Origin of the sequence: Clostridium sp. CM028, from assembly GCF_030585565.1 — a bacterium.
GTDB classification, from domain to species: Bacteria; Bacillota; Clostridia; order Clostridiales; family Clostridiaceae; genus Clostridium_AD; species Clostridium_AD estertheticum_B.
The window spans coordinates 2,038,518-2,063,278 of sequence record NZ_CP077766.1; the positions used below are offsets into that span (position 1 = coordinate 2,038,518).

A 24,761-nucleotide genomic window follows, 5' to 3' on the forward strand; every position below is an offset into this window, starting at 1 on the left:
TATTACAATAATCTATATAAATGTATTATACTATTAACTGTAGCCTTTATATTAAATGGGCTACCCCAATAGAATTATTTCCATTATAAAGGAGAGTCAAAAATGATATTTTCTAGTGAGACACCAATTGATGCTATAGAGGAAGATTTGAGATATGTTAAGTTGTTGGCTAGCAAGTATCCCACAATTCCAGATGCTTGTACCGAAATAATAAATCTACAAGCTATCTTAAACCTACCTAAAGGAACTGAGCATTTTCTTACAGATATTCATGGCGAATATGAATCCTTCAACCATGTTCTTAGGAATGCCTCTGGCGTAATCAAAAGAAAGATTAATGATATTTTTGGTAATTCACTGAGAGATAGTGAAAAAAAAGAACTAGCAACCCTTATATATTACCCTGAACAAAAGTTAGACCTAGCGCTTAAAGAAGAGGATGATATAGACGATTGGTACAAAATCACTCTTCATAAACTTATTAAAATTTGTAGAACCATCTCCTCAAAATATACTAGATCTAAAGTCAGGAAAGCACTGCCTGTAGATTTTTCGTACATTATTGAAGAATTACTTCACGAACAACAAAGCACTTTTAATAAACAGGAGTATTACAATGGAATTATTCAAACCATAATTAAAATTGGGAGAGCTAAAGAATTTATAATTGCTATTTCAAACCTAATTCAAAGGCTTACTGTAGATAGGCTTCATATTTTAGGCGATATTTATGATAGAGGACCTGGAGCTCATATAATCTTAGATACCCTTATGCGTTACCACTCTATTGATATACAATGGGGTAACCACGATATACTTTGGATGGGAGCAGCCTCCGGCTCTGAAAGTTGTATTGCTACTGTTCTTCGTATTTCAACGAGGTATGCAAATTTAGATACTATAGAAGAAGGTTATGGCATTAACTTATTGCCCCTGGCAACCTTCGCTCTACATTTTTATAAGGATGACCCATGTAAATCCTTTAAGCCTAAAGTTCTTTCTGAAGATAATTATGGAGAAAAAGACCTTAACCTAATGTCTCAAATGCATAAAGCCATTTCTATAATTCAATTTAAGCTTGAAGGTGCGATAATAAAAAGGCGTCCTAATTATGAAATGCAGGACAGGCTACTTCTTGATGAGATAGACTATGAAAAGGGTATCATTAAAATTGAGGGAAAAGAATATACGCTAAACGATACTAATTTCCCAACTATAGATCCAAGTAACCCTTATAAATTATCTGAAGAGGAAAGGGAACTTATTGACAAACTTAAATCCTCTTTCTCAAATAGTGAAAAGCTCCAAAAGCATATACGTTTCTTATATTCTAAAGGTAGTATGTACTTAAGATATAACTCCAATTTGCTTTATCATGGATGCGTTGCACTGACTGATGATGGTAGTTTTAAGAAAATGAAAATAGATAACATCACTTATAGTGGAAAATCCTATATAGATAGAACTGAACGTGTCGCAAGAGAAGCCTATTTTGGGAAAGCAAATTCAGAATCTAAGCTTTATGCTTTGGACACCATATGGTATTTGTGGTGTGGTTGTAATTCGCCTTTATTTGGAAAGGATAGAATGACTACCTTTGAGCGATATTTTATAAATGACAAAAGCGCTCATACAGAAGTTAAAAATCCATACTATAAATATAGGGATGATGAAACAATATGCAATAATATATTGGCTGAATTTGAGTTAAACCCCCATGATTCACATATTATAAATGGTCATGTTCCTGTAAGAACTATACAAGGAGAGAGTCCTATAAAAGCTAATGGTAAACTTTTAGTTATTGATGGTGGTTTTTCTAAGGCTTACCAACCAGAAACAGGCATCGCAGGCTATACACTTATTTATAATTCCTATGGATTGCTTTTAGCATCCCATGCACCTTTTGAATCTACGCAAAAGGCTATCGATGAAGGTAAGGATATTCTTTCTTCTACTATAGTTCTAGAAAAATCTACGTATCGTATACGTGTAATAGATACGGATGTAGGTCTCGACATTCAGGATCAAATTAAAGATTTAGAGTCGCTTCTTACAGCATACAGAAAAGGACTTATTAAAGAACAACGAGTAAACTTATAAAAAGAGTTTTATAAAACTTAGAATTTAAAGCCACCTGATGCTCAATGAGCCAAGTGGCTTTACCCTTGTTAATTATCACTTTTAGGGCTGCAATATAATATGAGTTATAAGTAACTTAATTTAAATAGCTAATATTTCTACTTTCCGTCATGCACATTTAATAATTCTTGCAATTTTTGAGCTTGCATTGCAGATTGTTCTGCAAATTCCCTAAATGTATTACTTACTGTTTCTTCCGATACTTCTCTTGCAAATGATTGATAATCTCTAGTATTTTCTTGTGCATCTAATAATTTTTTCATAATAGTGTCTCTGGTGTTCATTTCCATTTTCATCACTCCTTCACTGCTATTTTCCCACAAAAGATATTTTTTATGTGTTTTAAATTTAAAAATTTGTTAATAAATAAAAGAAGCAGAGAATCGTATGATTCCCTGCTTCTTTTATTTATCCTATACATTAAATCATCTCCTGTGGAGCCGCGAATTGATGTCGTTAAATTTACTCAGAAAGTGTTAAATTTACTTTTATCGTCTTTCCTTCTCTAACCAATTCTATTTTAATTATGTCACCTGCTTTATGTGTACCTTTAATCTTATTTATTTCTTCCACAGTTTTAATCTTTTTACCATCAAATTTAATAATTGTGTCCTCTACTCGCATTCCAGATTTCTCTGCGGCACTAAACTCTTTAATTTGTGCAATGTATACTCCCACTGGAATATTGTATTCCTTTGAAATATCTTCAGTGATGTCTCTGCAAGAAATTCCTATGTTAAGAACCGGTTTAAGCAAACTCTCAATTTTAGGATTTATTGTATTAATCGGTATTGAAAACCCCAATCCTTCTACTCCTTCTTGACCTATTTTAGCAGTATTTATCCCTATAACTTGTCCCTTAGAATTCACAAGCGGGCCACCACTATTACCTGGATTAATTGCTGCATCCGTTTGAATGAACTTTAAATCTTTATTTTCAATACTTATTTGCCTATTAACTGCACTAACAACTCCTTTAGTAACAGACCCCAGTAATTCTTTCCCTAAAGGGTTACCTATTGCTACCACAGATTCCCCTACCTGAAGCGTATCTGAATCTCCAAATTCAGCCACACCTGGAACATTAGTATTATCAGCTAATTTAATTACAGCTACATCAGCTGTAGCATCATAGTTGATTATTTTTGCAGAAACTTCCTTTCCATCACTAAGCATAACTTTAATATTCTGAGCCCCGCTTACGACATGATAGTTAGTTAAAATATATCCGTCTTTACTAAATATTATTCCAGTTCCAACACCTTCTTGCTGTTGATCTTGCCTCCTAACATCCTTACTTACACTAGATGTATTTGTAGAAATTGCAACTACAGCGGGCCCTACCTTTTTTACAATTTCAGGTGTAGTTAACTCCTCTGTACTATTAGCAGTAGTAAGCTTTACATTTGAATTACTAGACGCCGGTGTATTAGTTGCAGGTGTACCAGTCGTTCTTGTGTCCTTAATCATATTCATTGTTACAACAGCAGAACCTACACCTCCAAGCGCAGAACATACTATACCTACTATTATGTAAGATAATATTCTCTTACCCATCCCACATTTATTTTTTTTCACCTTTTTATTGTTTACTTCCGTATAATTAATATTTTCTAGCTTAAGATTAGTGTTTTCACTTTCTTTTTCGTTATACCCATCATTATCTGCATTTACCGTAAGTTTTTCGTTAACCCCTTCACTATGGATTATGTTTTCGTTCGTTTCATTGTTATTTGTATCGTCGCTCATATTATTTTCCTCCTCATTTACCCCGGTGTATAGATATTAGTCATTAACTATTATTCCCTCAAACATTATAATAAAATTTGATTTATATATACTTTTTTTTATTTTATCTTTAATTACATTCTAAGACCTTTATGTTACAATTTAGTGACAAACTTGTTAACAAACTTTTAATTAATATTATTTGTTTAACGACATTTCATCATCGCTTGAGATGATGAAATAATAAAGAAAACCATTATATAAAAATATAATGGTTTTCTTTATTGTAAAGATTCACCGTATTATTTACCAGCATATAACTCAACTATTTTAAGTATCACTTCAACAGCTTTTTCCATAGCAAATGTTGGAATGAATTCATATTTACCATGGAAATTATGTCCACCTGCGAATATATTGGGCGTTGGAAGTCCCATAAAGGAAAGCCTTGCACCATCCGTACCGCCTCTAATAGGTTGCGTTATAGGATTTATCCCTACTTCTTTCATAGCCAAGAATGCTGTATCTACAATATGTTTAACCGGCTCTATCTTTTCTTTCATATTAAAATATTGGTCCTTAACATCTATTTCAACTGTACCATTACCATATTTTTTATTTAGTTTATATGCTACATCCTTGATAAATACCTTCCTATTTTCAAATCTTTCACTATTAAAATCCCTTATAATATATTGAAGTTTTGATTCCTCAACTTCACCATTAAGACTAATCAAATGATAGAATCCTTCATAACCTTCTGTATTTGAGGGTGTCTCATTTTGTGGCATTGAATTTACAAATTCGTTTGCTATAAGTGTAGAGTGAATCATCTTTCCTTTCGCAGAACCCGGGTGAACATTTCTTCCATGAATACAAATTTTTGCTCCTGCGGCGTTGAAATTTTCATATTCTAGTTCTCCGATAGTTCCTCCATCCATAGTGTATGCAAAATCTGCATCAAATTTTTTCACGTCAAAAATATCTGCACCACGGCCTATTTCTTCGTCTGGTGTAAATCCAATACGAATAGTACCATGTGGGATATGGGGGTTTTCTATTAAATATTCTACAGCAGACATTATTTCTGAAATTCCTGCTTTATCATCAGCCCCCAGTAACGTAGTTCCATCGGTGGTTATAAGGGTTTTCCCTACGTAATTCTTTAGTTCCGGAAAATCTTTTGGAGACAGTACTATATTATTTTCTTTATTTAATATTATGTCTTCGCCATCATAGTTGTACACAAATTTAGGGTTAACATTTTTTCCTGATATATCTGGAGCGGTATCCATATGTGCTATAAATCCTATAGTTGGTATGTTTTTTTGTACATTTGCGGGGACAGTCGCCATTATATATCCATTATCATCTACACTTGCCTGTTTTAGCCCCATTGCCTTTAATTCCTTAACTAATTCTGTCGCAAGTCTCATTTGGCCAGTTGTGCTTGGAACCGTAGTTGATTCCTCATCAGATTTAGTATCGTAACTAACATACTTTAAAAATTTTTCTACAACTTTTGACATATGCTCATCTCCTTATCATTCATAAACTAATTCACTAGATATATACCATTATATTACAATTAGCTCGAATTTTAAACACTTTTTATAAGCATATTTAAATAAAATAACTGTTAATAGTTTATTTTTCATTACTAAGTTTTATATCAGAACTCCATAAATGAAATATGTACAAAATTTATTATTTTTTTTTCAAAAAGTTATCAATTAATTTTTCCGCCATTCTCTTTTGCATATTAGCTTTATTAATAAGTAGTAATATCATTAATATTAATTCTATTAACTCCCCATCTTTTTTTCCCATTTCTTTAATTCTCTCTTTTATAAATTCGGTATCTTTATCTATATCTTCTGCAAACTCTTGATTTTGAACTTCTTTAATTGCTAAAAAATTATTATATAAATCTTTTAATGGAATACTCATACTTTGAGGAGCTTTTATATCAATAATAGGATCAAATATTGTATTAATATCATTAATTGATATAGTCTGCTTCAAATTATAGATAAGTGTCAGCAGAATCATATGTTCATTAGTATATTTTTTATTTTTTGCTGGCATCAAAACCTTACCTTTAGTATAATTATTAATCATAGTTTTTGTAAGAATTTTATCTTCTTCATTTCTTCTAAGACTTCCAAGCTTTTCATTAAAAAAAGTTGTAACCTGATCCATATATAAATCTACGCACGGTATTTCCATTAAATTGATATCTTTTGTTCCTATAATCTCTTCAACTAATTCATTTAGACTTTCCTTGTTATAATCCATTTATTCCACCTCGCCTTCATTATATAGCATAGATTACTCATAATCCACAATTATGAATAATCTACAATTATAAGCACTCTAACTTATGACTTTTGTTTGATGGTGTTTGTAATAATTAAATCATCATCTTAGATGTTACAATATTAACTATAAATTTAATATTATTACTATTGATTTTTATCACTTTATAATGTAGTATTAATACATAGCTAATATAGTTTCAAAAACTATATATCGACTTACTATAACTGAAACCTATATTTAACTAGTAAATGTTACAAAAAGTTTATCCTTATTTTTTAAAATCATTAGATTTAAATAATAAATTTTAATTTTAAAGGAGTGAGTGATTTGTTATCAAAATTTAGAGAACCTGTAAGCAGCCTTACACACTTAGCTGGCGCTTTTTTATCCCTAATAGGTTTAATTCTTCTAATTAAATATTCCTTAATCATTTCAAATATGTATAACACTATTATACTTGCAGTATTTGGGGTAAGTTCAATACTCCTTTATTGTGCGAGTTCAACATATCACCAGTCCTTATCTTCACAAAAGGTTATAAAAATACTTAGAAGAGTAGATCATTCTATGATATATGTTCTAATAGCAGGGACATATACTCCTATATGCTTAATCGCTTTAAAAGGCACCATTGGAACCCTCCTTTTTTTTGGTATTTGGATTTTAGCTCTTATAGGAATTATTTTGAAGATAGTTTGGTTTGATGCCCCTAGATCGCTATACACTGGATTCTATATTTTAATGGGTTGGATTTCTGTCATTGCTATTGTCCCTATTATAAAGGCTATATCCTTAGGTGGATTTATCTGGCTACTAGCCGGTGGGCTCTTTTATACTGTAGGAGCTGTTATATACGCTACTAAACGTCCCAAAATAAACCTAAAGCTTTTTGGATTTCACGAGATATTTCATATTTTTATTATGCTTGGAAGCCTTTGTCATTTTATACTTATGTTTAAGTACATAATGTACATTAACTAAATTTAATATAGTAAAAATTTTAAAAATATAATTCCATTAGTATATTCAAAAAATAAAAGCTCTTTAATATTTTCAAAATATAAAGGGCTTTTATTTTTCGATTTTCAGCTAGCTAAAGTTTGCTACCTATTTTCCTTTTCCATTTAGAAATTCACAATAAGGAGCTATTGGACACACCTCGCAATTAGGTTTCCTAGCTTTACATATTTTTCTGCCATGCCATATAATGTAATGATGAGCATCACTCCACATTTTTTTAGGAATATTTTTCATAAGCTTCTGCTCTACCTCGTAAACGTTCTTTCCTGGGGCAAGCCCTATTCTGTTTGATACTCTAAAAACGTGAGTATCTACAGCAATTGCCGGAATACCAAATGCATTAGATAAAACCACATTAGCAGTTTTTCTCCCAACTCCTGGAAGATCTATTAATTCTTCCATCGTGCTTGGCACTTCTCCATTATATTTTTCTAATATTAATTTTGTAGCTCCCAAAATATTTTTACTCTTATTATTATAAAATCCACAGCTTTTAATTTTTTCACCTAGTTCTAAGTCTGATAAAGCGATCATGGATTCTGGTGTATTATATTTCTTATACAACTTCTTTGTAACAATATTTACTCGATCATCTGTGCACTGTGCTGATAGTATGGTTGATACTAAAAGTTCATAATGCGTTGTAAAATCCAAGCCACACTTTGTCCCCGCATACGTTTCGTTAAGAATTTCAAGCACTGCTTTTATTGTTTTTTTATTCATATAAGTCACCTACTTTTCATTACTCAGCGCCAATTCCTTTAGCTCTTAATTTTTCGAGCATATCAATAGTCATTTTAGGCAAATTATATTCAGCAGTAAATCCCCATTCATTTTTAGCGCAGGTTGAATCCATTGAATTTGGCCATGAATTAGCTATTCCTTGTCTTACTGGATCTACATTATAATCCATTTTAAATCCTGGAATATGTTTTTTAATTTCATTAGCTATTTCTTCTGGTTCAAAACTCATAGCCGCAATATTAAATGCATTTCTGTGTATTAATTTTGATGCATCAGCTTCCATTAACTTAATTATTGCATTTATTGCATCTGGCATATACATCATGTCCATTTTTGTCCCGCTGCCAATGAATGAAGTGTATTTACCTGACCTTAATGCTTCATAATATATATCAACAGCATAATCTGTTGTCCCTCCACCTGGAAGAACTTCATAAGAAATTAAACCTGGGAAGCGTACTCCTCTTGTATCAACCCCAAATTTCTTATAGTAATAATCACATAATAATTCTCCTGAAACTTTATTTACACCATACATAGTTGTTGGTCTTTGGATTGTATCCTGAGGAGTATTATCTTTAGGTGTAGATGGTCCAAACGCCCCTATAGAGCTAGGTGTAAAGAACTTGCATTTAAGTTCTCTAGCAACCTCTAAAGCATTTACAAGTCCACCCATATTTATATTCCAAGCGAGTAGTGGTTTCGCTTCAGCTGTTGCTGATAATAAGGCTGCTAAATGAATTAATGAATCTATTTCATATTTTTTGCAAAGCTCAAGCATAGCTTTATGGTCAGTTACATCCAGTATTTCAAAAGGTCCTGAAGTAACTACTTGACTATCCTCAGATTTCCTTAAATCTGTAGCTATTACATTATTACTGCCATAAATTTCTCTCATTTTCATTACGAGTTCAGAACCTATTTGTCCTAATGCCCCTGTTACTAATATTTTTTTCATTTTACACCCTTCCTCTCTACATTAAATAAATATTCCTAATATTTAATATTAATTTAGGTATAACACCTAGTAATTATGTGTTATACCTAAATTAAATCAGCTCCTGCGGAGCTGCATATTCCTTATTTTATTATGTTCATTTCTCTGCCAACTTTTGCATAAGTAGCTAAAGCTTCATCTAACATTTCTTTTGTATGAGCTGCCGTGGGCATATTTCTTACTCTCCCAGTTCCCTTTCTAACAGTTGGAAATACTATCGATTTTGCGTAAACGCCTTCTTCAAAAAGTTTCTTACTAAATTCTTGAGTTTTAACTTCGTCTCCTATTATACATGGAGTAATAGGAGTTTCACTATTTCCAATATTAAAGCCAAGTTCTTTTAAACCATTCTTTAAATAATTTGCATTTTCCCAAAGCCTATCATGTAACTCAGTGCTTTCTGTAAGAATATTAATAGCTTCAATAGCCGCACCTGCAGCTCCTGGAGTTAGTGATGTTGAGAATAGGAATGGTCTAGCACGAACCATGAGCCAATCAATTAGATTCTGCGATCCAGCTACATATCCACCTACAACTCCAATAGCCTTTGATAAAGTCCCAATTTGGAAATCTATTTTATCTGACAATCCAAAGTGATGTACGGTGCCTGTCCCTTTTCCAAGGACTCCTGAACCGTGAGCATCATCAACATATGTTATTAAGTCAAACTCTTCTGCTATCTTGACAATTTCCGGAAGTTTCGCAATGTCCCCATCCATAGAGAATACGCCATCGGTAATAACCATTATTTTTTCATATAAACCCGATTCTACTGCCTCTTTTGCCTTATTTCTTAAATCTACCATATCAGAGTGTTCTACTCTTATGATTTTCGCACCAGATAATCTACATCCATCTATTATTGATGCATGATTCAATGAATCTGAAAGAATTGCATCTTTTTTATTCATTACTGCTGAAATTGCGCCCATATTACAATTAAACCCTGACTGAAAAGCAATAGCTGCTTCTGTATGTTTAAATTTAGCAAGTTTTTGCTCTAATTCGATATGAATTTCTAAAGTACCATTTATTGTTCTAACAGCACCTGCTCCTGCACCATATTTTTTAGTTGCTTCAATAGTAGCCTCAATCATTCTAGGATTAGTAGCAAGACCTAAATAATTATTTGAAGATAAGTTAATTAATTTTTTATCTCCAATTGTAATAACAGGCCCATTTGAACTCTTTAGGGTATTTATCACATTATATAAACCTTTACTTTTCAAATCTTCTAAATTTTCTTTTAAAAATTTCCCAAGTACTTTACTTCCCATGTAACATACCTCCAACTTTTTATTTTTGAAATTCTCATTATAATCCATGAGAATTTCATATTTAATCATAACTCTATTATATATCATTTAATAGTAAAATGCCTTTAATTTATAAAATTTATTCCAATTTAATGTAAAAAATGTTTTTTATATACTTTTCGATCAAATAAAATCCATCATAAAGTTTTTTTCTTCATTTTTTTATACTAATGAAACTTTTCTTTCATTTACAATCGGAATATACTCCCCTATACTGCTCTGGTAGCATCACAGCTATACTTGACATTATTTCATGCATAACCCTATCATAATACTCGTTTTTATCCTCATCTTGGTTTTTACTTGGGAGTAAAACAGGCCCACCAATATTAATGTTTACATCTGCATAATTAAATCTTTCTGACGCCATGTCATTGTCATTAATTGATAGTAACTTTTCCGTTCCCCAAATACCTATTGGAACAATTGTTGCCTTTGATAATTTAGCCATTAATATAAGACCCTTCTTACCCTCTATCATTTTTCCATTTCTACTTCTAGTACCCTCTGGAAAAATCATAATGTTATTGCCTTGTTTTAGCGTACTAACAATTTTAGATATAGCTTCCTTATCTGCTGAATTAGGTTTTAACTTTATTGTCTTAGCAACGTGAAAACCTAATTTTGTAAGCTTATTATCTGTTAGCTTTACGCCGGCAACAAAAGTTACATTGTGGTCCTTTAATAACTTATTCATAACTATACCATCTGCATTGCTTAAATGATTGCATATGAAAATTATAGGAGATTTTATATCATTAATTTTCTCTATTCCGTGAGTTTTAATGTTTGCGTATTTATTAATATATGAATCAATTAGTTTATTTGCTATAAAGGATACAACTTTATCTGGCAAAATGTCTATTATTCTTAACACCGCTTTAGAAACCATCACAATTCCACCTTTCATAATAAATAATTATAACATTATTATAATTTTAAAAGCTTTAAAAGTCTATAATAATAATCTCTTATATAAGGCGATGTATCCTTCTCTATAGTTATAATTTTACATTTTTCTGTAATAACCTCATTAATCATTGCATTCCTCTTAAGTATATTTTTACCTCTCCATCCACAAGAAGTTATCTTGTACTTATCTTTAAATAACCGATTATCAATATTCATTAATGCTTGCACGTCGATTCTCTTCATATGTTCATAAGGTTTAAATTCTTCAATAGAGCTAAATTCAATTTCTTTATTAAAGTGACATACTCTCTGACAGGTATCACAGCCAAATAGTCTGCCATTTAATTTTTCGAACCAAGAATCCTCTATATCTTTTTTCTGTGTTATGTAGGATAGACATATATTTGAATCATTATTTATTCCTACTCTCCCTTTGACTATAGAATTTGTAGGACAGGCTGCTAAACACATCTCACAATCACCACATTTTTGCTTAAGTGGCTTGTCTGGCTCTATTACTAGATCTGTTATTATTTCTCCTAAAAAAACATATGAGCCGTACTTTTCAGTTATCAAAGTATTGTTTTTTCCTATGAATCCCACTCCACTACTGCACGCAATGTATCTTTCCGGAAGCGCATTGCTATCCACAAAGCACATAGCTTTTGCACCCATGCCTTCAATGAATTTGCAAATTTTTTCCATATACTCAGTTGTAACAACATGATAATCTCTACCCATGGTATATTTTGAAAAATGCGTTCTCTGATTAAAATCTAAATCATATAGATATGGAAACGCAATAGAAATTATAGTTTTCCCACTGGGCATATATATAAATGGATTTATTCTATTATCTACAATTTGCTCCTCAAACTCATTTTCTAGCCCTAGTTCTTTTCTTTTCTCAAAATAAGGACTTAGCTCATAGAAAATTCTACATTTGCTAAATCCTATTACATCTAAGCCATTTTTTTTACAAAACTTTATTATTTCTTCTTTAATATCCATATTGTCTTTCCCTTTTATATTACCATATCGTTGTACATTCTTTTAGTTTCACCTGCATAATCCTTAATTTCTATTATAGTTGAATTCTTTACAAAAATTATTCTAGCAGGAATACCTACAGCAGTGGCCTTAGCTAATACATCTTTTAAAACTACAGCATTGGCACCAATCTTACTACCAGTTCCTATTTTAATTGGTCCCAAAATCTTTGCACCAGCACCCACCACCACATCACTGCCTAAAGTAGGATGCCTTTTTCCTGTATCCTTACCTGTTCCACCTAGTGTAACTCCTTGATACAAGGTCACATTGTCCCCAATTTCTGTAGTTTCTCCAATTACTACTCCCGTCCCATGATCTATAAATAATCCTTTTCCTATTTTAGCCCCTGGATGAATTTCTATTCCAGTAAAAAACCTAGCTAATTGAGATATAGATCTAGATATAAAATAGATTTTATGATTATATAATAAATGAGCTATTCTATATATTATTATAGCATGGATAGACGGATATAATAATATTACTTCTACCCAATTCTTAGCTGCTGGATCCTTTTCTAATACATTATTAATTTCGTATCCTAGCAATTTAAACATTTTAAACATATGATAATTCCCTCCTATAGAATTATATTTTGTGAATATCGAAATTCATATTCTTAGATATAAATTTCCATATATGTTAACCCACAGACTACTTATCTATAGAGTAGAAATAAATATTTTCACCTTGTTAAATCATCTCCTGCGGAGCTGCACCATCTTAGTAGAAGATAAATTAACGACTTCAAAAGGAGATTTATGCCCCCACTGAAGTTTTCTATTTGTTAGGGTAGTAACTCCCACTTATAGAAGTGGGAGACTTTCCTTTTGAAATGTCGTTAAAAATTTAATCATAGATTCCCATTGAAATATATTTTTCTCCTCCGTCAGGTGCAACAGTTACAATCTTTCTACCCTTGCCTACTTTACTCGCAATTTTCATAGCTGCTGCGATATTAGCCCCTGCTGAAATCCCTACTAATATGCCTTCTTCTTTAGCTATTCTTTTTGCTATTTCAAAAGCCTCTTCATCAGAAATTTTTATTATTTCATCAACTACACTACTATCATAGATATCTGGCACAAAACCTGCTCCTATTCCTTGTATTTTATGAGGTCCAGGTTCCCCTCCTGATAATACGGGAGAGTTTTCTGGTTCAACCGCAACTACTTTAATTCCAAGTTTAGCTTCTTTTAATCTTCTTCCTATCCCAGCAATTGTTCCTCCAGTTCCTACTCCAGCTACAAAAATATCTACGTCCTCTACATCTCTAATAATTTCTTCTGCAGTAGTATCATAATGTTTTTCTGGATTTGCTAAATTAATAAATTGTTGTGGCATAAAAAAGCTAGAATTTCCCTCCGCTATTTCTTTTGCCTTATTTATAGCACCCTTCATCCCTTTTATCCCATCTGTAAGTACAAGTTGTGCTCCATAAGACTTAATCAAATTGCGTCTTTCAACACTCATGCTATCTGGCATAACAATAATTACTTCATACCCTTTAATTCTTCCAATCATAGCCAAAGCTATTCCCATATTTCCACTGGTTGGTTCAACTATAGTAAATCCTTCTTTTAATATTCCTAGTTTTTCAGCTTTCTCTATCATTCCAAGGGCAGCTCTATCTTTAATACTTCCAGCTGGATTGTATTTTTCTAATTTCACAAAAATATCAGCCATATCACCCTCAACTAATTTATTTAATTTTAGAACCGGTGTTGCTCCTATCATATCTAAAACATTGTTATACATCATAATAATATCCCTCCAATTTTAAAATAAGTAATCTACCTTCAAAAGCTATCTATATTCCTGCATCCTTAGTATTTTAAATAAAAATCATCACGTATATAATTATATTTTTAATATTTCAAAAGTTTTTGGGTACAAAAAAAACTCCCTCTAATTTAGAGACGAAGTTTTACTTCGTGGTCCACTCTAAGTTATAACCACTAAATTGATTATAAAGCCACTTTTTCAAGCACAGCGCTATGCTCTATCACTATAACGGGTGAATCCCGATGCAGCCTACCAAAGACACATTCATGTGACTTTTTCGGTGCATAACTCCAAAGGGCACTTCATATAAGTCGACCATAAGAATCCTCTCAGCTTTAGACTCTCTCTCTGTAAATTCTTCTTATATTACTTTCCTTCTTCTAAGTATTTCCTAGTATTTCAGTATGAATTACTTTTCTTTATTATATTCTTAACATCAAAATATGTCAATACTATTTTTTTGTTTTTATGTCATTATTTTTCACGTTTATATTTACACAAATAAAAAAAACCATTAAAATAAGCTAACAGTTTTAAATTCACTTATATTGGTAAACCATAAAAGTTTACGTACTAGATGTTAGAATTCTTTATGTATTGCGAAGTGCTAATACCTATGTTATAACTTTGCTTTACCACATTTTCAGAAGAATCATAACCAATAGCTACGCTTCCGCAGGCAAAGACGCCGGCTATATTAGTTTGTGAACTTTCATTTAATTCAATTTTCCCTGTTGATTCATTAATTAGTATTTCTACTTGTTTTGCTAATTCATTGTCCGGATATAAGTTTACAGATAATAGTAACGCATCACAAGAAATATATTCCTCACTATCTTTAATAACTTCATTATTTTTATTAATTTTTACTAAAGTTATCCCCTCAAGCCTTGTTTTGCCTTTGATATCCGCCACCTTCTGTTTTATTTTTAAAGGTATATTAAAATCATTCAGGGAATCAATGAGTTTTTTGTCAGTTGCCTCAATAAAATCTTTACTTTCAACTACAGCTTTAACATTAGCTCCTTCAATTGCTAGCCTACTTGCTACTGTTAATGCAATATCTCCTGTACCCAATATAACTATTTCTTTTCCTGGCATATATCCTTCTATATTTATAAATTTCTGTGCACACCCCACCGTGTATATACCTGCACATCTACTACCTGGCAGATTCAAAAATCCTCTTGGCCTTTCTCTACACCCGGTCGCAATTATTATAGCTTTCGCTCCAATTTTAAAAATCCCATCACACGCATTCACTGCATTAATTTCTTTAGTATTACTTAAATCTAAAACAGTAGTATTTAATTTATATGAAATACCCAATTTATTAACTTTATCTATAAATTTCTGCACAAACTCCGGTCCTGTCAATTCTTCACTAAAAATATTCTTGCCAAATCCATTATGAATACACTGATTTATTGTTCCGCCTAATTGATTTTCTCTTTCTAAAATCAAAATTCTACATTTATAGTGCTCTTTAGCTGAAATAGCTGCTGCAAGGCCTGCTGTACCTCCCCCAATTACTACTATGTCATATAGTTGCATTACATACCCTCCAGTTTTTTTCAGATGCCTAACATTAAAATTTAATGATTCATTATAATGCATATTTAAATAAGTAACGTAAAAACCCGTGAAAATAATTTCACAGGTTTTATTTGGCAGGGGTAGTAGGACTCGAACCTACAACCAATGGTTTTGGAGACCACTACTCTACCAATTGAGCCATACCCCTTTATTAACTTTTAAAATGCAAAAATGTAAAAATGTAAAAATGGCAGGGGTAGTAGGACTCGAACCTACAACCAATGGTTTTGGAGACCACTACTCTACCAATTGAGCCATACCCCTAAAATACATCTGAATTATATCACGTGTTATAAATAAATGCAAGATTTTTTTATATTTTAATCTCTTAGGAAACACTGAGGCCTTTTCTTTTTCTATGTTTTAGGATAAAATATTTAGTGAGGTGAAACTTATGGAATACATAGTAACTACAGTAGACGAAACTTATAAAATAGGCGAATTAATAGGTTCACATGTAAATTCAGGGGACATAGTTTGCTTAATTGGTGACTTAGGCACTGGCAAAACTCATTTAACAAAAGGAATTGCAAAAGGCTTAGATATAAAAGATCATATCACAAGCCCTACATTTACAATTGTAAATGAATATACAGGTCGCTTGAAATTATATCATTTTGATGTCTACAGGGTAAATGACCCTGACGAAATAGCAGCTATAGGCTTTGATGAATATATATTTAGTGATGGCGTTAGTATTATTGAGTGGGCTAATTATATTGAAGAACTGATTCCACCCAATAATTTATCCATTACCATAGAAAAACTTCCTAGATTGGGAGATGATTTCAGAAAGATCAACATCCGATATTCTGATAAAAGATATGATTATATAAAGGAGATAAAACTATGAAGATTTTAAGTCTGGATTCTGCTACACAATCAGCAACTTGTGCTATCCTTGACGATAACAAAGTTCTTGGTGAAATAACTTTTAATTATAAAAAACAACATTCTCAAATACTTATGCATATAATTGATCAATTATTAAAAAATACAGGAATAACCATAAGTGATATTGATGCCTTTGTAGCATCAAAGGGGCCCGGTTCCTTTACAGGCCTTAGAATAGGGATGGCTACCATTAAGGGGTTAAGCCAAGGCTCAAAAAAGCCTTTTGTAACTGTATCTACCTTAGATTCTTTAGCATATAACTTAGCATATACAGATGGAATTATTTGTCCTTTGCTAGATGCTTTAAGAGATAATGTTTATACTGCCTTATATACTTTTAATAATTACGAGCTCACCCGCATCAGTGACTATATTAATATTTCCTTAGATGAATTAATAAATATGCTTAAAGAGAAAAATTGCAATATTTCCTTTGTAGGAGATGGAACTTTCAAATTCAAAGAAAAACTTATAGCAAATTTACCTAAAGCCAATTTTGCTCCAGCGCATTTAAACTTAGCTAAGGCTTCATCCCTAGGCGAATTAGGGCTCAACCTTTTATCTAATGGAACATCCGATGATATATACTCGTCAGTGCCTATTTACCTTAGGCAGCCGCAAGCTGAGAGGGAGTACGAAGAAAAGATGAGGCAAATAAAAAATGAATAGCGATTTTAAAATTTGCCCAATGGACGCATCATCTATTAAATCCATACTCAATATTAGCGAGTTAAGCTTTCCTATTTCATGGAGCTACGAATCACTCCAAAGTGAACTAGATAATAAATTTGCTAAATATGTTGTATTAAAAAAGGGCAATTCTATAGTAGGTTATGGAGGAATGTGGCTAATTATAGATGAAGCCCATGTTACTAATGTTGCAATTCACCCTGATGCTCGTGGTCATGGCGGCGGCGACCTCATCGTGGAAGCCTTATTTAAAATTTGCAGGAAACTAAAAGTTACAGCAATAACCTTAGAGGTTAGAAGTTCAAATTTCGCTGCTATAAACTTATATCAAAAGTATGGCTTTGAAAATGAAGGCATTAGACGTCATTATTATGAAGATAACGGCGAAGATGCAGTAATTATGTGGAATCGACACCTATAGCAGATAGCGTAAAAAGACTAGCTCTTGCCAGTCTTTTTTTTATTCTCTACTAAAAATTTAGCAAGCATGAGAATAAAATGGTATAATGTGGGTGAACTGTTTAAAATATATTAGAGTAAGGGGTAATATTTATGACCAAAAAAATTATATTAGCACTATTTTTTGCATTACTATTGGTTGGATGCAATTCCTTAGCTAGTCCAACTTCCAGTAAAAGCACAATAGTTTCAGATGATTCTCAGAGTAAATCACCAAAACCAGTAGATAATTCATCTAACATCCCACGCTTATCAACAACGCTTAAAGATCCGATTGTTAGAACATTTGATCAGACTGAAGGTGTGTCAAAAAAAATACCAATATTGATGTATCATCATCTACTAAAGAAAAAAGAAAACACATTTACAAATAATGGTGTAGTATTAAATCTTGAAAATTTTCAGCAACAAATGGACTACTTATACACTAATAAATACACTACAATAAATCTAGCTGAATTAGAACAGTGGCTTTTAGGGAATTTGGAACTACCTAAAAAATCAGTATGTATAACATTTGATGATGGATATTTAAGTAGCTACATTTATGCCTATCCTATTTTGAAGAAATATAATTTTAAAGCTGCACAATTTTTAATTACATCTTATGTCAAGGATAATAGTGTTGAATTTAATCCTAAAACACAACAATTCTTAAGTTGGAAAAATATTTCTGAAACTACTGATGTATTTGAATATTCAAACCATACCCATAATTTACATAAAACAGAGAATGACAAGGGTTATTTAATTACAAAACCTTTAGATTATGTAAAAAAAGATTTAATAAAAAATACGGAACTAACCGGCAGCCATTATCTTTCTTATCCTTATGGACACCATAACGATGATGTATTAACCCTTCTGCCTAAAATAGGAATACGAATGGCTGTTACTGTTAATAATGGAAGCGTAAAGAGAGGAGATTCTTTACTAGAGCTAAATAGATATGGAATATATCCTAAAACATCCATATCTACATTTAAAAGCATGGTTAATTGTGAATGGTGAACAATAAAACTAAAGGATGGCTTCTGCATTGTGCAGAAGTCATCCTTTAGTTTGTTAATACCCTTTTTTTAAAATCTTTGAAATAAGTCCATATTTATATACCAGTGTTTTTTATATTTTTTGTTCTCTACTTTTGTATTCTCTCTCCATATTCTCTTTATGAAGTATAGGCGAAACACTCTTATATAAAGCTAAAGTCATTGCTGATAATACCATTCCTTTAAGTAAATTAAAAGGAATAATTGACCAAATAATGAAAGAATTCAAATCGACAATGTTATGATTTATTTTTGATCCCATTTCTATAACGCTAGCTACTGGGAATCCTAATACTTTTTCATATAAAGGTAAAACAACAAAATAGTTTAATATCCCTGCAAAAAACGACATACAAATTACTCCTATTAATAATCCAGCAATAGCTCCACCTTTGCTTTTGCGGGCCTTGTAAATATATCCCGATACTAATACTAAACATGAACCCACTAGAAAATTTGCTACTTCTCCAACGAAGGCTGTTTTAGTAGCTAGCATTCCATGTAATATATTTTTAAAGAGTTCAATAACTACTCCCGCTATTGGTCCTAATGCAAAGGCCCCTAAAAGTGCTGGCAGGTCGCTGATGTCAATTTTTAAGAAATCAGGGAAAATCGGTATTGGTAACTCAATGTACATCAAAAGAAAAGCCATAACAGATAAAAGTGATATTTTGATTAGTTTAACAAGTTTTTCGTCTCTCATTTTTAGTGCCCCCTAATTAACTATATCTCCTAGGGATGGATATAATACAAGCCCTGACATAGTACTATGCCAGGGCAAATTTATATATATATCACATCTTCTTTTATCCAGACTATACTGTCGGCTTCGGAATCAAATCATCACCCAAGGGTGCTGTCTTAACGACTTCGGAAGGAAAACTCTCTTCCAAAATGTCGTTAAACCGAATCAGCCTTACGGCTCGCGGGCTTTACCGCCGGTGGGGAAATTAGCCCCGCCCTGAAGATTATTAAATTTTATTTTATAATTTAATTATATATAAATACAGTAAAATAAGCAACATATTAATTAATTATTTTTCATTGATAATGATATTCTTTTTCTTTTCTCATCAACTTCTATCACACTAACTTCTACTATATCGCCAACCTTAACCACATCCAATGGATGCTTTACAAATTTATCTGATAACTGGCTTATATGCACTAACCCATCCTGATGAACTCCAATATCAACAAAAGCTCCAAAGTCAGACACATTTCTAACAGTACCCATAAGTTTCATTCCCGGTTTAAGATGGGACATTTGAACTACACCCGTTTTTAATATCGGCTTCGGTAGTTCTTCTCTTGGATCTCTACCAGGCTTTTTAATTTCTTTAATAATGTCTCTAAGAGTTGGAACACCTATCTCCAATATTTGTGCAAGCTCATCCATATTAATATTAATATCTTTTAGTCTATCATCCAAATCTTTAAAGTTTAAAGATTTAAGATCTTCTTTTGTGTACCTTAAAAAATCCAATAATTTTTTAGTAGCATTATACGTTTCTGGATGAATTGAGGTGTTATCTAAAAATTCATTACTCTCCATAACCCTTAAAAATCCTGCACATTGCTCATATGCTTTTGCTCCTAATCTTTTCACTTTTAATAATTCTTTTCTAGTTTTGAACTTACCATTTTCTTCTCTATACGCTACAATATTTTGAGCTATAGCAGCATTTATCCCTGATATATAAGCTAATAAAGAGGGTGTTGCAATGTTAAGATCTACGCCAACAGCATTAACACAATCTTCAACTACTCCTTTTAAGGATTCATCGAGTTTTTTAGCTGCTACATCATGTTGGTATTGTCCAACTCCAATAGCTTTCGGGTCAATTTTCACAAGCTCCACTAATGGATCTTGAAGTCTTCGCCCTATAGAAATAGCTCCTCTAATAGATACATCTATATCTGGATATTCTTTAGATGCAAGCTCTGACGCTGAATATACTGAGGCTCCCGCTTCCGAGACTATAACATAGTACAAATCTTTTGAGCATTCATCCTTAAGTTCTTTAATTATCTGCGCTAAAATTTCTTCAGATTCACGACTAGCAGTCCCATTACCGAGTGACACTACTTCTACATTATGCTTAATTACCAATTTTTTAATAATATCTATAGATTTTTGAATACCGTCCTTACTGCCCGCAGTAGCGTATACTGTAGCTATATCTAAAAGCTTACCAGTATCATCAAGCACCGCTATTTTGCACCCTGTTCTAAACCCAGGATCAAATCCAAGCACTACCTTTCCTTTTATAGGTGACTGCATTAAGAGTGCCTTTAAATTAGCTTTAAATATTTCAATAGCGCTAGTTTCACCCTTTTCTGTGAGTCCGGACCTTATTTCTCTCTCAATTGATGGGAATATAAGTCTTTTTACGGAATCACCTATACTTAACTCTATATACTTATCAGTTTCATTATTCCCTTTTAAACATTTAGCTCTTAAGTACTGAGTAATCTTATCATTATCGGCTTTGATTTTCACAGAAAGTATCTTACTATTTTCGCCTCTATTTATAGCAAGAATTCTATGCGGTGGAATAGATTTAACCCCTTCTTTATACTCATAATACATTTCAAATGGAGTAGTATCATCAGAACCGCCTTTAGTTTCAACATTTCCTTGATTATGCACTAATGCTCTAATCCACTTTCTGTAATCAGCTTCATCTGAAATCATTTCACTAATAATATCCCCAGCACCTTGAAGTGCGTCCGAAGTACTATTTACTGCATTTTCTTCACTTAAGAATTTCTCTGCATACTCATTTATATCACCCTTAAACTCGCCGCATACAATAATTTCAGCTAAAGGTTTAAGCCCTTTTTCTATCGCAATGATAGCTCTAGTTCTTTTCTTAGGCTTAAAGGGTCTATATATATCCTCTATTTCTGTCAATGTCTCGCTTTTTCTTATTGACTCCTCAATTTCCGCTGTTAGTTTTTCTTGATCACCGATAAGACGTACTACATCTGTTTTTCGTTCTTCTAAGTTCCTAAGATATATAAGCCTCTCTGTAAAGTTTCTAAGGATTATATCATCAAGTCCCCCAGTTCTCTCTTTTCTATATCTAGCTATAAAAGGAACTGTATTCCCTTCATCTAATAATTCAATTACACTTTCCGCCTGTTCTTTAGTTATTGAAAATTCTTTAATTAATCTGTTAGTTATATTCCCCATGTTTTTTAGCTATTTTTGCAAGTCACATTTAAATAAATAACAAGTACTATGATACTTTATTTTCATGTACCTAAATAGCTATTCCTCCTCACATAATTTATATTTTAAATTTAATGGACTAAAATCAACATATTTAATCATACCACGAATTCTATCCTCATATCTATACACTATATAGAAATTTTTAGGAGAAATATTCGAAAGGTTAATATGGTCTTGTCTTTTAACCCTTTGTCTTATATTGCTTTTTTATAGTTAACACATATATTATACCCTATATAGATTCAAAAAAATGCTTTGTTAACTTTACAAGCGGTATTAATAATCCTTACGAATTGTTTTCTTGACATATTATTATTTTTATTCTATGATTGATTTTATAGTGCCCTTTTACGGGTTTTTTTGTATTTATTTTAAAATATTTTATTGAATCGGAGGAAAATAATTATGGCAAAAGGAAAAAAATTTGTAGAATCTATTACCTCTATGGAAGAAGATTTTGCAAAATGGTATACCGATATTGTAAAAAAAGCGGAACTTGCTGATTATGCGAGCGTTAGAGGTTGCATGGTAATAAGACCTTATGGCTATGCAATTTGGGAAAATATTCAAAAAACTTTAGATCAAATGTTTAAAGATACAGGTCATGAAAATGTATATATGCCAATGTTCATTCCTGAGAGCTTACTTCAAAAGGAAGCAGATCATGTTAAAGGCTTTGCACCAGAGGTTGCTTGGGTAACACACGGAGGCAACGAGCTACTAGCAGAGAGGCTTTGCGTTAGGCCAACTTCTGAAACATTATTTTGTGACCACTATTCAAAAATAATTCAATCTTACAATGATCTCCCTAAATTATATAATCAATGGTGTTCCGTTGTTCGTTGGGAAAAAACCACAAGACCTTTTCTTAGAAGTTCAGAATTTTTATGGCAAGAAGGCCATACTGCTCATGCAACGGCGGAAGAAGCAAAAGAGGAAACTCTTAGAATGCTTAATATATATTCAACCTTTTGTGAAGAAACCCTTGCTATTCCAGTTATAAAAGGTAAGAAAACAGAAAAAGAAAAGTTTGCAGGAGCAAATGAAACTTACACAATTGAAAGTTTAATGCATGATGGAAAAGCACTTCAATGTGGTACTTCTCATAATTTTGGAGATGGTTTTGCAAGAGCATTTAACATACAGTATTCAGATAAAACAGGTAAACTTGCTTATGTTCACCAAACTTCTTGGGGAATGTCTACAAGACTTATCGGCGCTTTAATTATGGTTCACGGTGATGATAATGGTCTAATACTGCCACCAGCAGTAGCTCCAATTCAACTTATCATAGTTCCAATTGCACCTCATAAAGAAGGCGTAATTGAAAAAGCTACAGAACTTAAAAATATATTATCAAAGCTTTCACGTGTAAAAATGGATATTAGCGATAAAATGGCTGGATGGAAATTTAGCGAATACGAAATGAAAGGTGTTCCGCTACGTTTAGAAGTTGGTCCAAAAGATATAGAAAACAACCAAGTAGTACTTGTGAGACGGGATAGCCGCGAAAAAATAATTGTTCCAATGTCAGAACTAGAAGCATTAGTACCCGAGATTTTAAAAGATATTCAAAAATCTTTATTTGAAAAAGCTAAAAATGCACAAGATACCCGAACCTTTAACGCGAGCACCGTAGAAGAATTAAAAGAACTTCTTGATAAAACTTTAGGATTTGTTAGCGCTCCATGGTGTGGAGAACTCGCTTGCGAAGAAAAAGTAAAAGAAGTAGCCGGTGCGTCTTCTAGATGCATGCCATTTAATATGCCAGAAGAAAAAGGCGTTTGCTTATGTTGTGGAAAACCATCTAAAGCTACAGTTATTTGGGGAAGAGCTTATTAAATTTAAATATAAAAGCGATTGGTTTATGCCAATCGCTTTTAATTTTTTAAATTTATACCTTAATAAATCGCGTTATACCTCTATGGCTTTTTTATTGATCATAATAAATAAATATCAATCATTAAATCATCCTATTGCGGTATAATTTTTTTACGTGTTATTATGAAGTAATTGAATAGTTCTACGTAATTCTACTACAGCAATCTGACCTGGTGCAGAAGCCTTCTTGACTGCGCCAAATGTTAATGCGGAGCCAAATAATTCACCTGATAGTCTACTGATAATCCCTTTTTCCGCCATAGAAATTGTAATAATAGGACCATCCGCATATCTTTCATTCATAATACGCGTTGCATCTAACAGTATAATCACATCCTCTGCACAAGTAGGCATTACTGCGATTTTAGGAATATCTGCACCTAATCCTTGAGCCTTACGTAATCGAGATATAATTTCTTCTTTCTCTGGTGTATTATGAAAATCATGATTAGATATAATAACCGCTACGCCATTTGCATGTGCTGCTTCAACTAATTCTTTTACATCTTTTTCATCGTTAAATAATTCAATATCTATAACTTCAACAAGCTTTGTTTCAGAAATTAATCTATTTAATTCAAAATAAAATGCAGTACTAATCTCCTTTTGTCCACCCTCTTTAGCACTACGGAATGTAAAGATAATGGGCTTGTCAACTAGCACTTTCCTAATTGCTTGTAATGCTTTCTTAACTCTCTCTATATTTGTAGCATCCTCGAAGAAATCTACACGCCATTCTACAACATCTAAATCAATCCTTTTTAAAATTTCAGCTTCTTCTATAAGCTGTAGAATAGTTTCTCCAACCATTGGAACGCAGATTTTAGGTAGGCCTTCACCAATCGTAACAGCTTTAATAGTAACTACTTTTTTCATTAACACCCACCCCTTCAAAGTAACTTGCGACACTAATTCTTTTCTAGATATAATAC

The 24,761-nt window shown here is 32.2% G+C and carries 22 protein-coding genes, 2 tRNA genes and 1 riboswitch; of the genes, 7 read left to right on the forward strand and 17 right to left on the reverse strand.

The genetic code is table 11. From position 1 onward, the window contains the following. The first annotated feature begins 102 nt into the window (after window positions 1-102). Window positions 103-2,103, forward strand: coding sequence for a fructose-1,6-bisphosphatase (locus KTC94_RS09530; RefSeq protein WP_216304582.1), 2,001 nt, complete (start codon window positions 103-105; stop codon window positions 2,101-2,103). A 137-nt stretch (window positions 2,104-2,240) separates the two neighbouring features. Here KTC94_RS09530 and KTC94_RS09535 read toward each other — a convergent pair whose 3' ends face one another. The 4 genes from KTC94_RS09535 to KTC94_RS09550 form a co-directional block, all read right to left on the reverse strand. Continuing rightward, window positions 2,241-2,432, reverse strand: a complete 192-nt coding sequence (locus KTC94_RS09535) for a hypothetical protein (RefSeq protein ID WP_165413630.1) — start codon at window positions 2,430-2,432, stop codon at window positions 2,241-2,243. Between the two features lie 172 nt (window positions 2,433-2,604). Further along, complete coding sequence (locus KTC94_RS09540; RefSeq protein WP_216304583.1) at window positions 2,605-3,891, reverse strand: S1C family serine protease; 1,287 nt, start codon at window positions 3,889-3,891, stop codon at window positions 2,605-2,607. Between the two features lie 281 nt (window positions 3,892-4,172). Beyond that, window positions 4,173-5,399 (reverse strand): peptidase T, encoded by a 1,227-nt coding sequence (gene pepT / locus KTC94_RS09545; protein WP_216303948.1) that lies wholly within the window; start codon window positions 5,397-5,399, stop codon window positions 4,173-4,175. Window positions 5,400-5,577: 178 nt separating this feature from the next. Beyond that, the gene (locus KTC94_RS09550; RefSeq protein ID WP_165413627.1) at window positions 5,578-6,168 is read right to left on the reverse strand and encodes a DUF1836 domain-containing protein; all 591 of its coding nucleotides are present in this window, start codon (window positions 6,166-6,168) and stop codon (window positions 5,578-5,580) included. A gap of 351 nt (window positions 6,169-6,519) precedes the next feature. Here KTC94_RS09550 and KTC94_RS09555 point away from each other — a divergent pair, with 351 nt between their 5' ends. Further along, complete coding sequence (locus KTC94_RS09555) at window positions 6,520-7,173, forward strand: hemolysin III family protein (RefSeq protein WP_220320450.1); 654 nt, start codon at window positions 6,520-6,522, stop codon at window positions 7,171-7,173. A gap of 126 nt (window positions 7,174-7,299) precedes the next feature. Here the strand turns inward: KTC94_RS09555 and nth are convergent, their stop codons facing one another. From nth to KTC94_RS09605, 10 genes are all read right to left on the reverse strand, one after another. Next, window positions 7,300-7,935, reverse strand: a complete 636-nt coding sequence (gene nth, locus KTC94_RS09560) for an endonuclease III (RefSeq protein ID WP_216303950.1) — start codon at window positions 7,933-7,935, stop codon at window positions 7,300-7,302. A 19-nt stretch (window positions 7,936-7,954) separates the two neighbouring features. Then, window positions 7,955-8,914 (reverse strand): L-threonine 3-dehydrogenase, encoded by a 960-nt coding sequence (locus KTC94_RS09565; protein ID WP_165413624.1) that lies wholly within the window; start codon window positions 8,912-8,914, stop codon window positions 7,955-7,957. 122 nt (window positions 8,915-9,036) lie between these two features. Then, the gene (locus KTC94_RS09570) at window positions 9,037-10,230 is read right to left on the reverse strand and encodes a glycine C-acetyltransferase (RefSeq protein ID WP_216303951.1); all 1,194 of its coding nucleotides are present in this window, start codon (window positions 10,228-10,230) and stop codon (window positions 9,037-9,039) included. Between the two features lie 223 nt (window positions 10,231-10,453). Further along, the gene (locus tag KTC94_RS09575; protein ID WP_165413622.1) at window positions 10,454-11,161 is read right to left on the reverse strand and encodes a 1-acyl-sn-glycerol-3-phosphate acyltransferase; all 708 of its coding nucleotides are present in this window, start codon (window positions 11,159-11,161) and stop codon (window positions 10,454-10,456) included. Between the two features lie 38 nt (window positions 11,162-11,199). After that, window positions 11,200-12,192 (reverse strand): tRNA epoxyqueuosine(34) reductase QueG, encoded by a 993-nt coding sequence (gene queG, locus KTC94_RS09580; RefSeq protein WP_220320449.1) that lies wholly within the window; start codon window positions 12,190-12,192, stop codon window positions 11,200-11,202. 14 nt (window positions 12,193-12,206) lie between these two features. Beyond that, window positions 12,207-12,800, reverse strand: coding sequence for a serine O-acetyltransferase EpsC (gene epsC / locus KTC94_RS09585; RefSeq protein ID WP_187351438.1), 594 nt, complete (start codon window positions 12,798-12,800; stop codon window positions 12,207-12,209). Between the two features lie 283 nt (window positions 12,801-13,083). Beyond that, window positions 13,084-13,995, reverse strand: coding sequence for a cysteine synthase A (gene cysK, locus KTC94_RS09590; RefSeq protein WP_216303953.1), 912 nt, complete (start codon window positions 13,993-13,995; stop codon window positions 13,084-13,086). 597 nt (window positions 13,996-14,592) lie between these two features. Then, a complete protein-coding gene (locus KTC94_RS09595; RefSeq protein ID WP_216303954.1) occupies window positions 14,593-15,573 on the reverse strand; it encodes an NAD(P)/FAD-dependent oxidoreductase in 981 nt (326 codons plus the stop codon). Window positions 15,574-15,687: 114 nt separating this feature from the next. After that, window positions 15,688-15,763: transfer RNA gene (locus tag KTC94_RS09600), tRNA-Trp, on the reverse strand. Window positions 15,764-15,803: 40 nt separating this feature from the next. Then, window positions 15,804-15,879: transfer RNA gene (locus tag KTC94_RS09605), tRNA-Trp, on the reverse strand. Window positions 15,880-16,009: 130 nt separating this feature from the next. Here KTC94_RS09605 and tsaE point away from each other — a divergent pair. From tsaE to KTC94_RS09625, 4 genes are all read left to right on the forward strand, one after another. After that, window positions 16,010-16,468: a tRNA (adenosine(37)-N6)-threonylcarbamoyltransferase complex ATPase subunit type 1 TsaE gene (tsaE, locus tag KTC94_RS09610; protein WP_216303955.1), complete on the forward strand. Its 459-nt coding sequence runs from the start codon at window positions 16,010-16,012 to the stop codon at window positions 16,466-16,468. Continuing rightward, complete coding sequence (gene tsaB / locus KTC94_RS09615; RefSeq protein ID WP_220320448.1) at window positions 16,465-17,178, forward strand: tRNA (adenosine(37)-N6)-threonylcarbamoyltransferase complex dimerization subunit type 1 TsaB; 714 nt, start codon at window positions 16,465-16,467, stop codon at window positions 17,176-17,178. The genes tsaE and tsaB overlap by 4 nt, the downstream gene beginning before the upstream one ends. Further along, window positions 17,171-17,620: a ribosomal protein S18-alanine N-acetyltransferase gene (rimI, locus tag KTC94_RS09620; protein WP_216303957.1), complete on the forward strand. Its 450-nt coding sequence runs from the start codon at window positions 17,171-17,173 to the stop codon at window positions 17,618-17,620. The genes tsaB and rimI overlap by 8 nt, the downstream gene beginning before the upstream one ends. A 131-nt stretch (window positions 17,621-17,751) precedes the next feature. After that, window positions 17,752-18,669, forward strand: coding sequence for a polysaccharide deacetylase family protein (locus tag KTC94_RS09625; protein ID WP_220320447.1), 918 nt, complete (start codon window positions 17,752-17,754; stop codon window positions 18,667-18,669). A gap of 111 nt (window positions 18,670-18,780) precedes the next feature. Here the strand turns inward: KTC94_RS09625 and KTC94_RS09630 are convergent, their stop codons facing one another. Continuing rightward, window positions 18,781-19,410 carry an ECF transporter S component gene (locus KTC94_RS09630; protein WP_220320446.1) on the reverse strand — a complete coding sequence of 210 codons (630 nt, stop codon included), beginning with the start codon at window positions 19,408-19,410 and terminating at the stop codon, window positions 18,781-18,783. A 91-nt stretch (window positions 19,411-19,501) separates the two neighbouring features. Next, window positions 19,502-19,680: riboswitch (FMN riboswitch) on the reverse strand. Between the two features lie 57 nt (window positions 19,681-19,737). Next, the gene (locus tag KTC94_RS09635; protein WP_220320445.1) at window positions 19,738-21,906 is read right to left on the reverse strand and encodes a Tex family protein; all 2,169 of its coding nucleotides are present in this window, start codon (window positions 21,904-21,906) and stop codon (window positions 19,738-19,740) included. Between the two features lie 447 nt (window positions 21,907-22,353). Between KTC94_RS09635 and proS the strand changes: the two genes are divergently transcribed. Then, window positions 22,354-23,790, forward strand: a complete 1,437-nt coding sequence (gene proS / locus KTC94_RS09640; protein WP_216303961.1) for a proline--tRNA ligase — start codon at window positions 22,354-22,356, stop codon at window positions 23,788-23,790. A 150-nt stretch (window positions 23,791-23,940) separates the two neighbouring features. Here proS and aroD read toward each other — a convergent pair whose 3' ends face one another. After that, window positions 23,941-24,705: a type I 3-dehydroquinate dehydratase gene (aroD, locus tag KTC94_RS09645; RefSeq protein WP_216303962.1), complete on the reverse strand. Its 765-nt coding sequence runs from the start codon at window positions 24,703-24,705 to the stop codon at window positions 23,941-23,943. Between the last annotated feature and the right edge of the window lie 56 nt (window positions 24,706-24,761).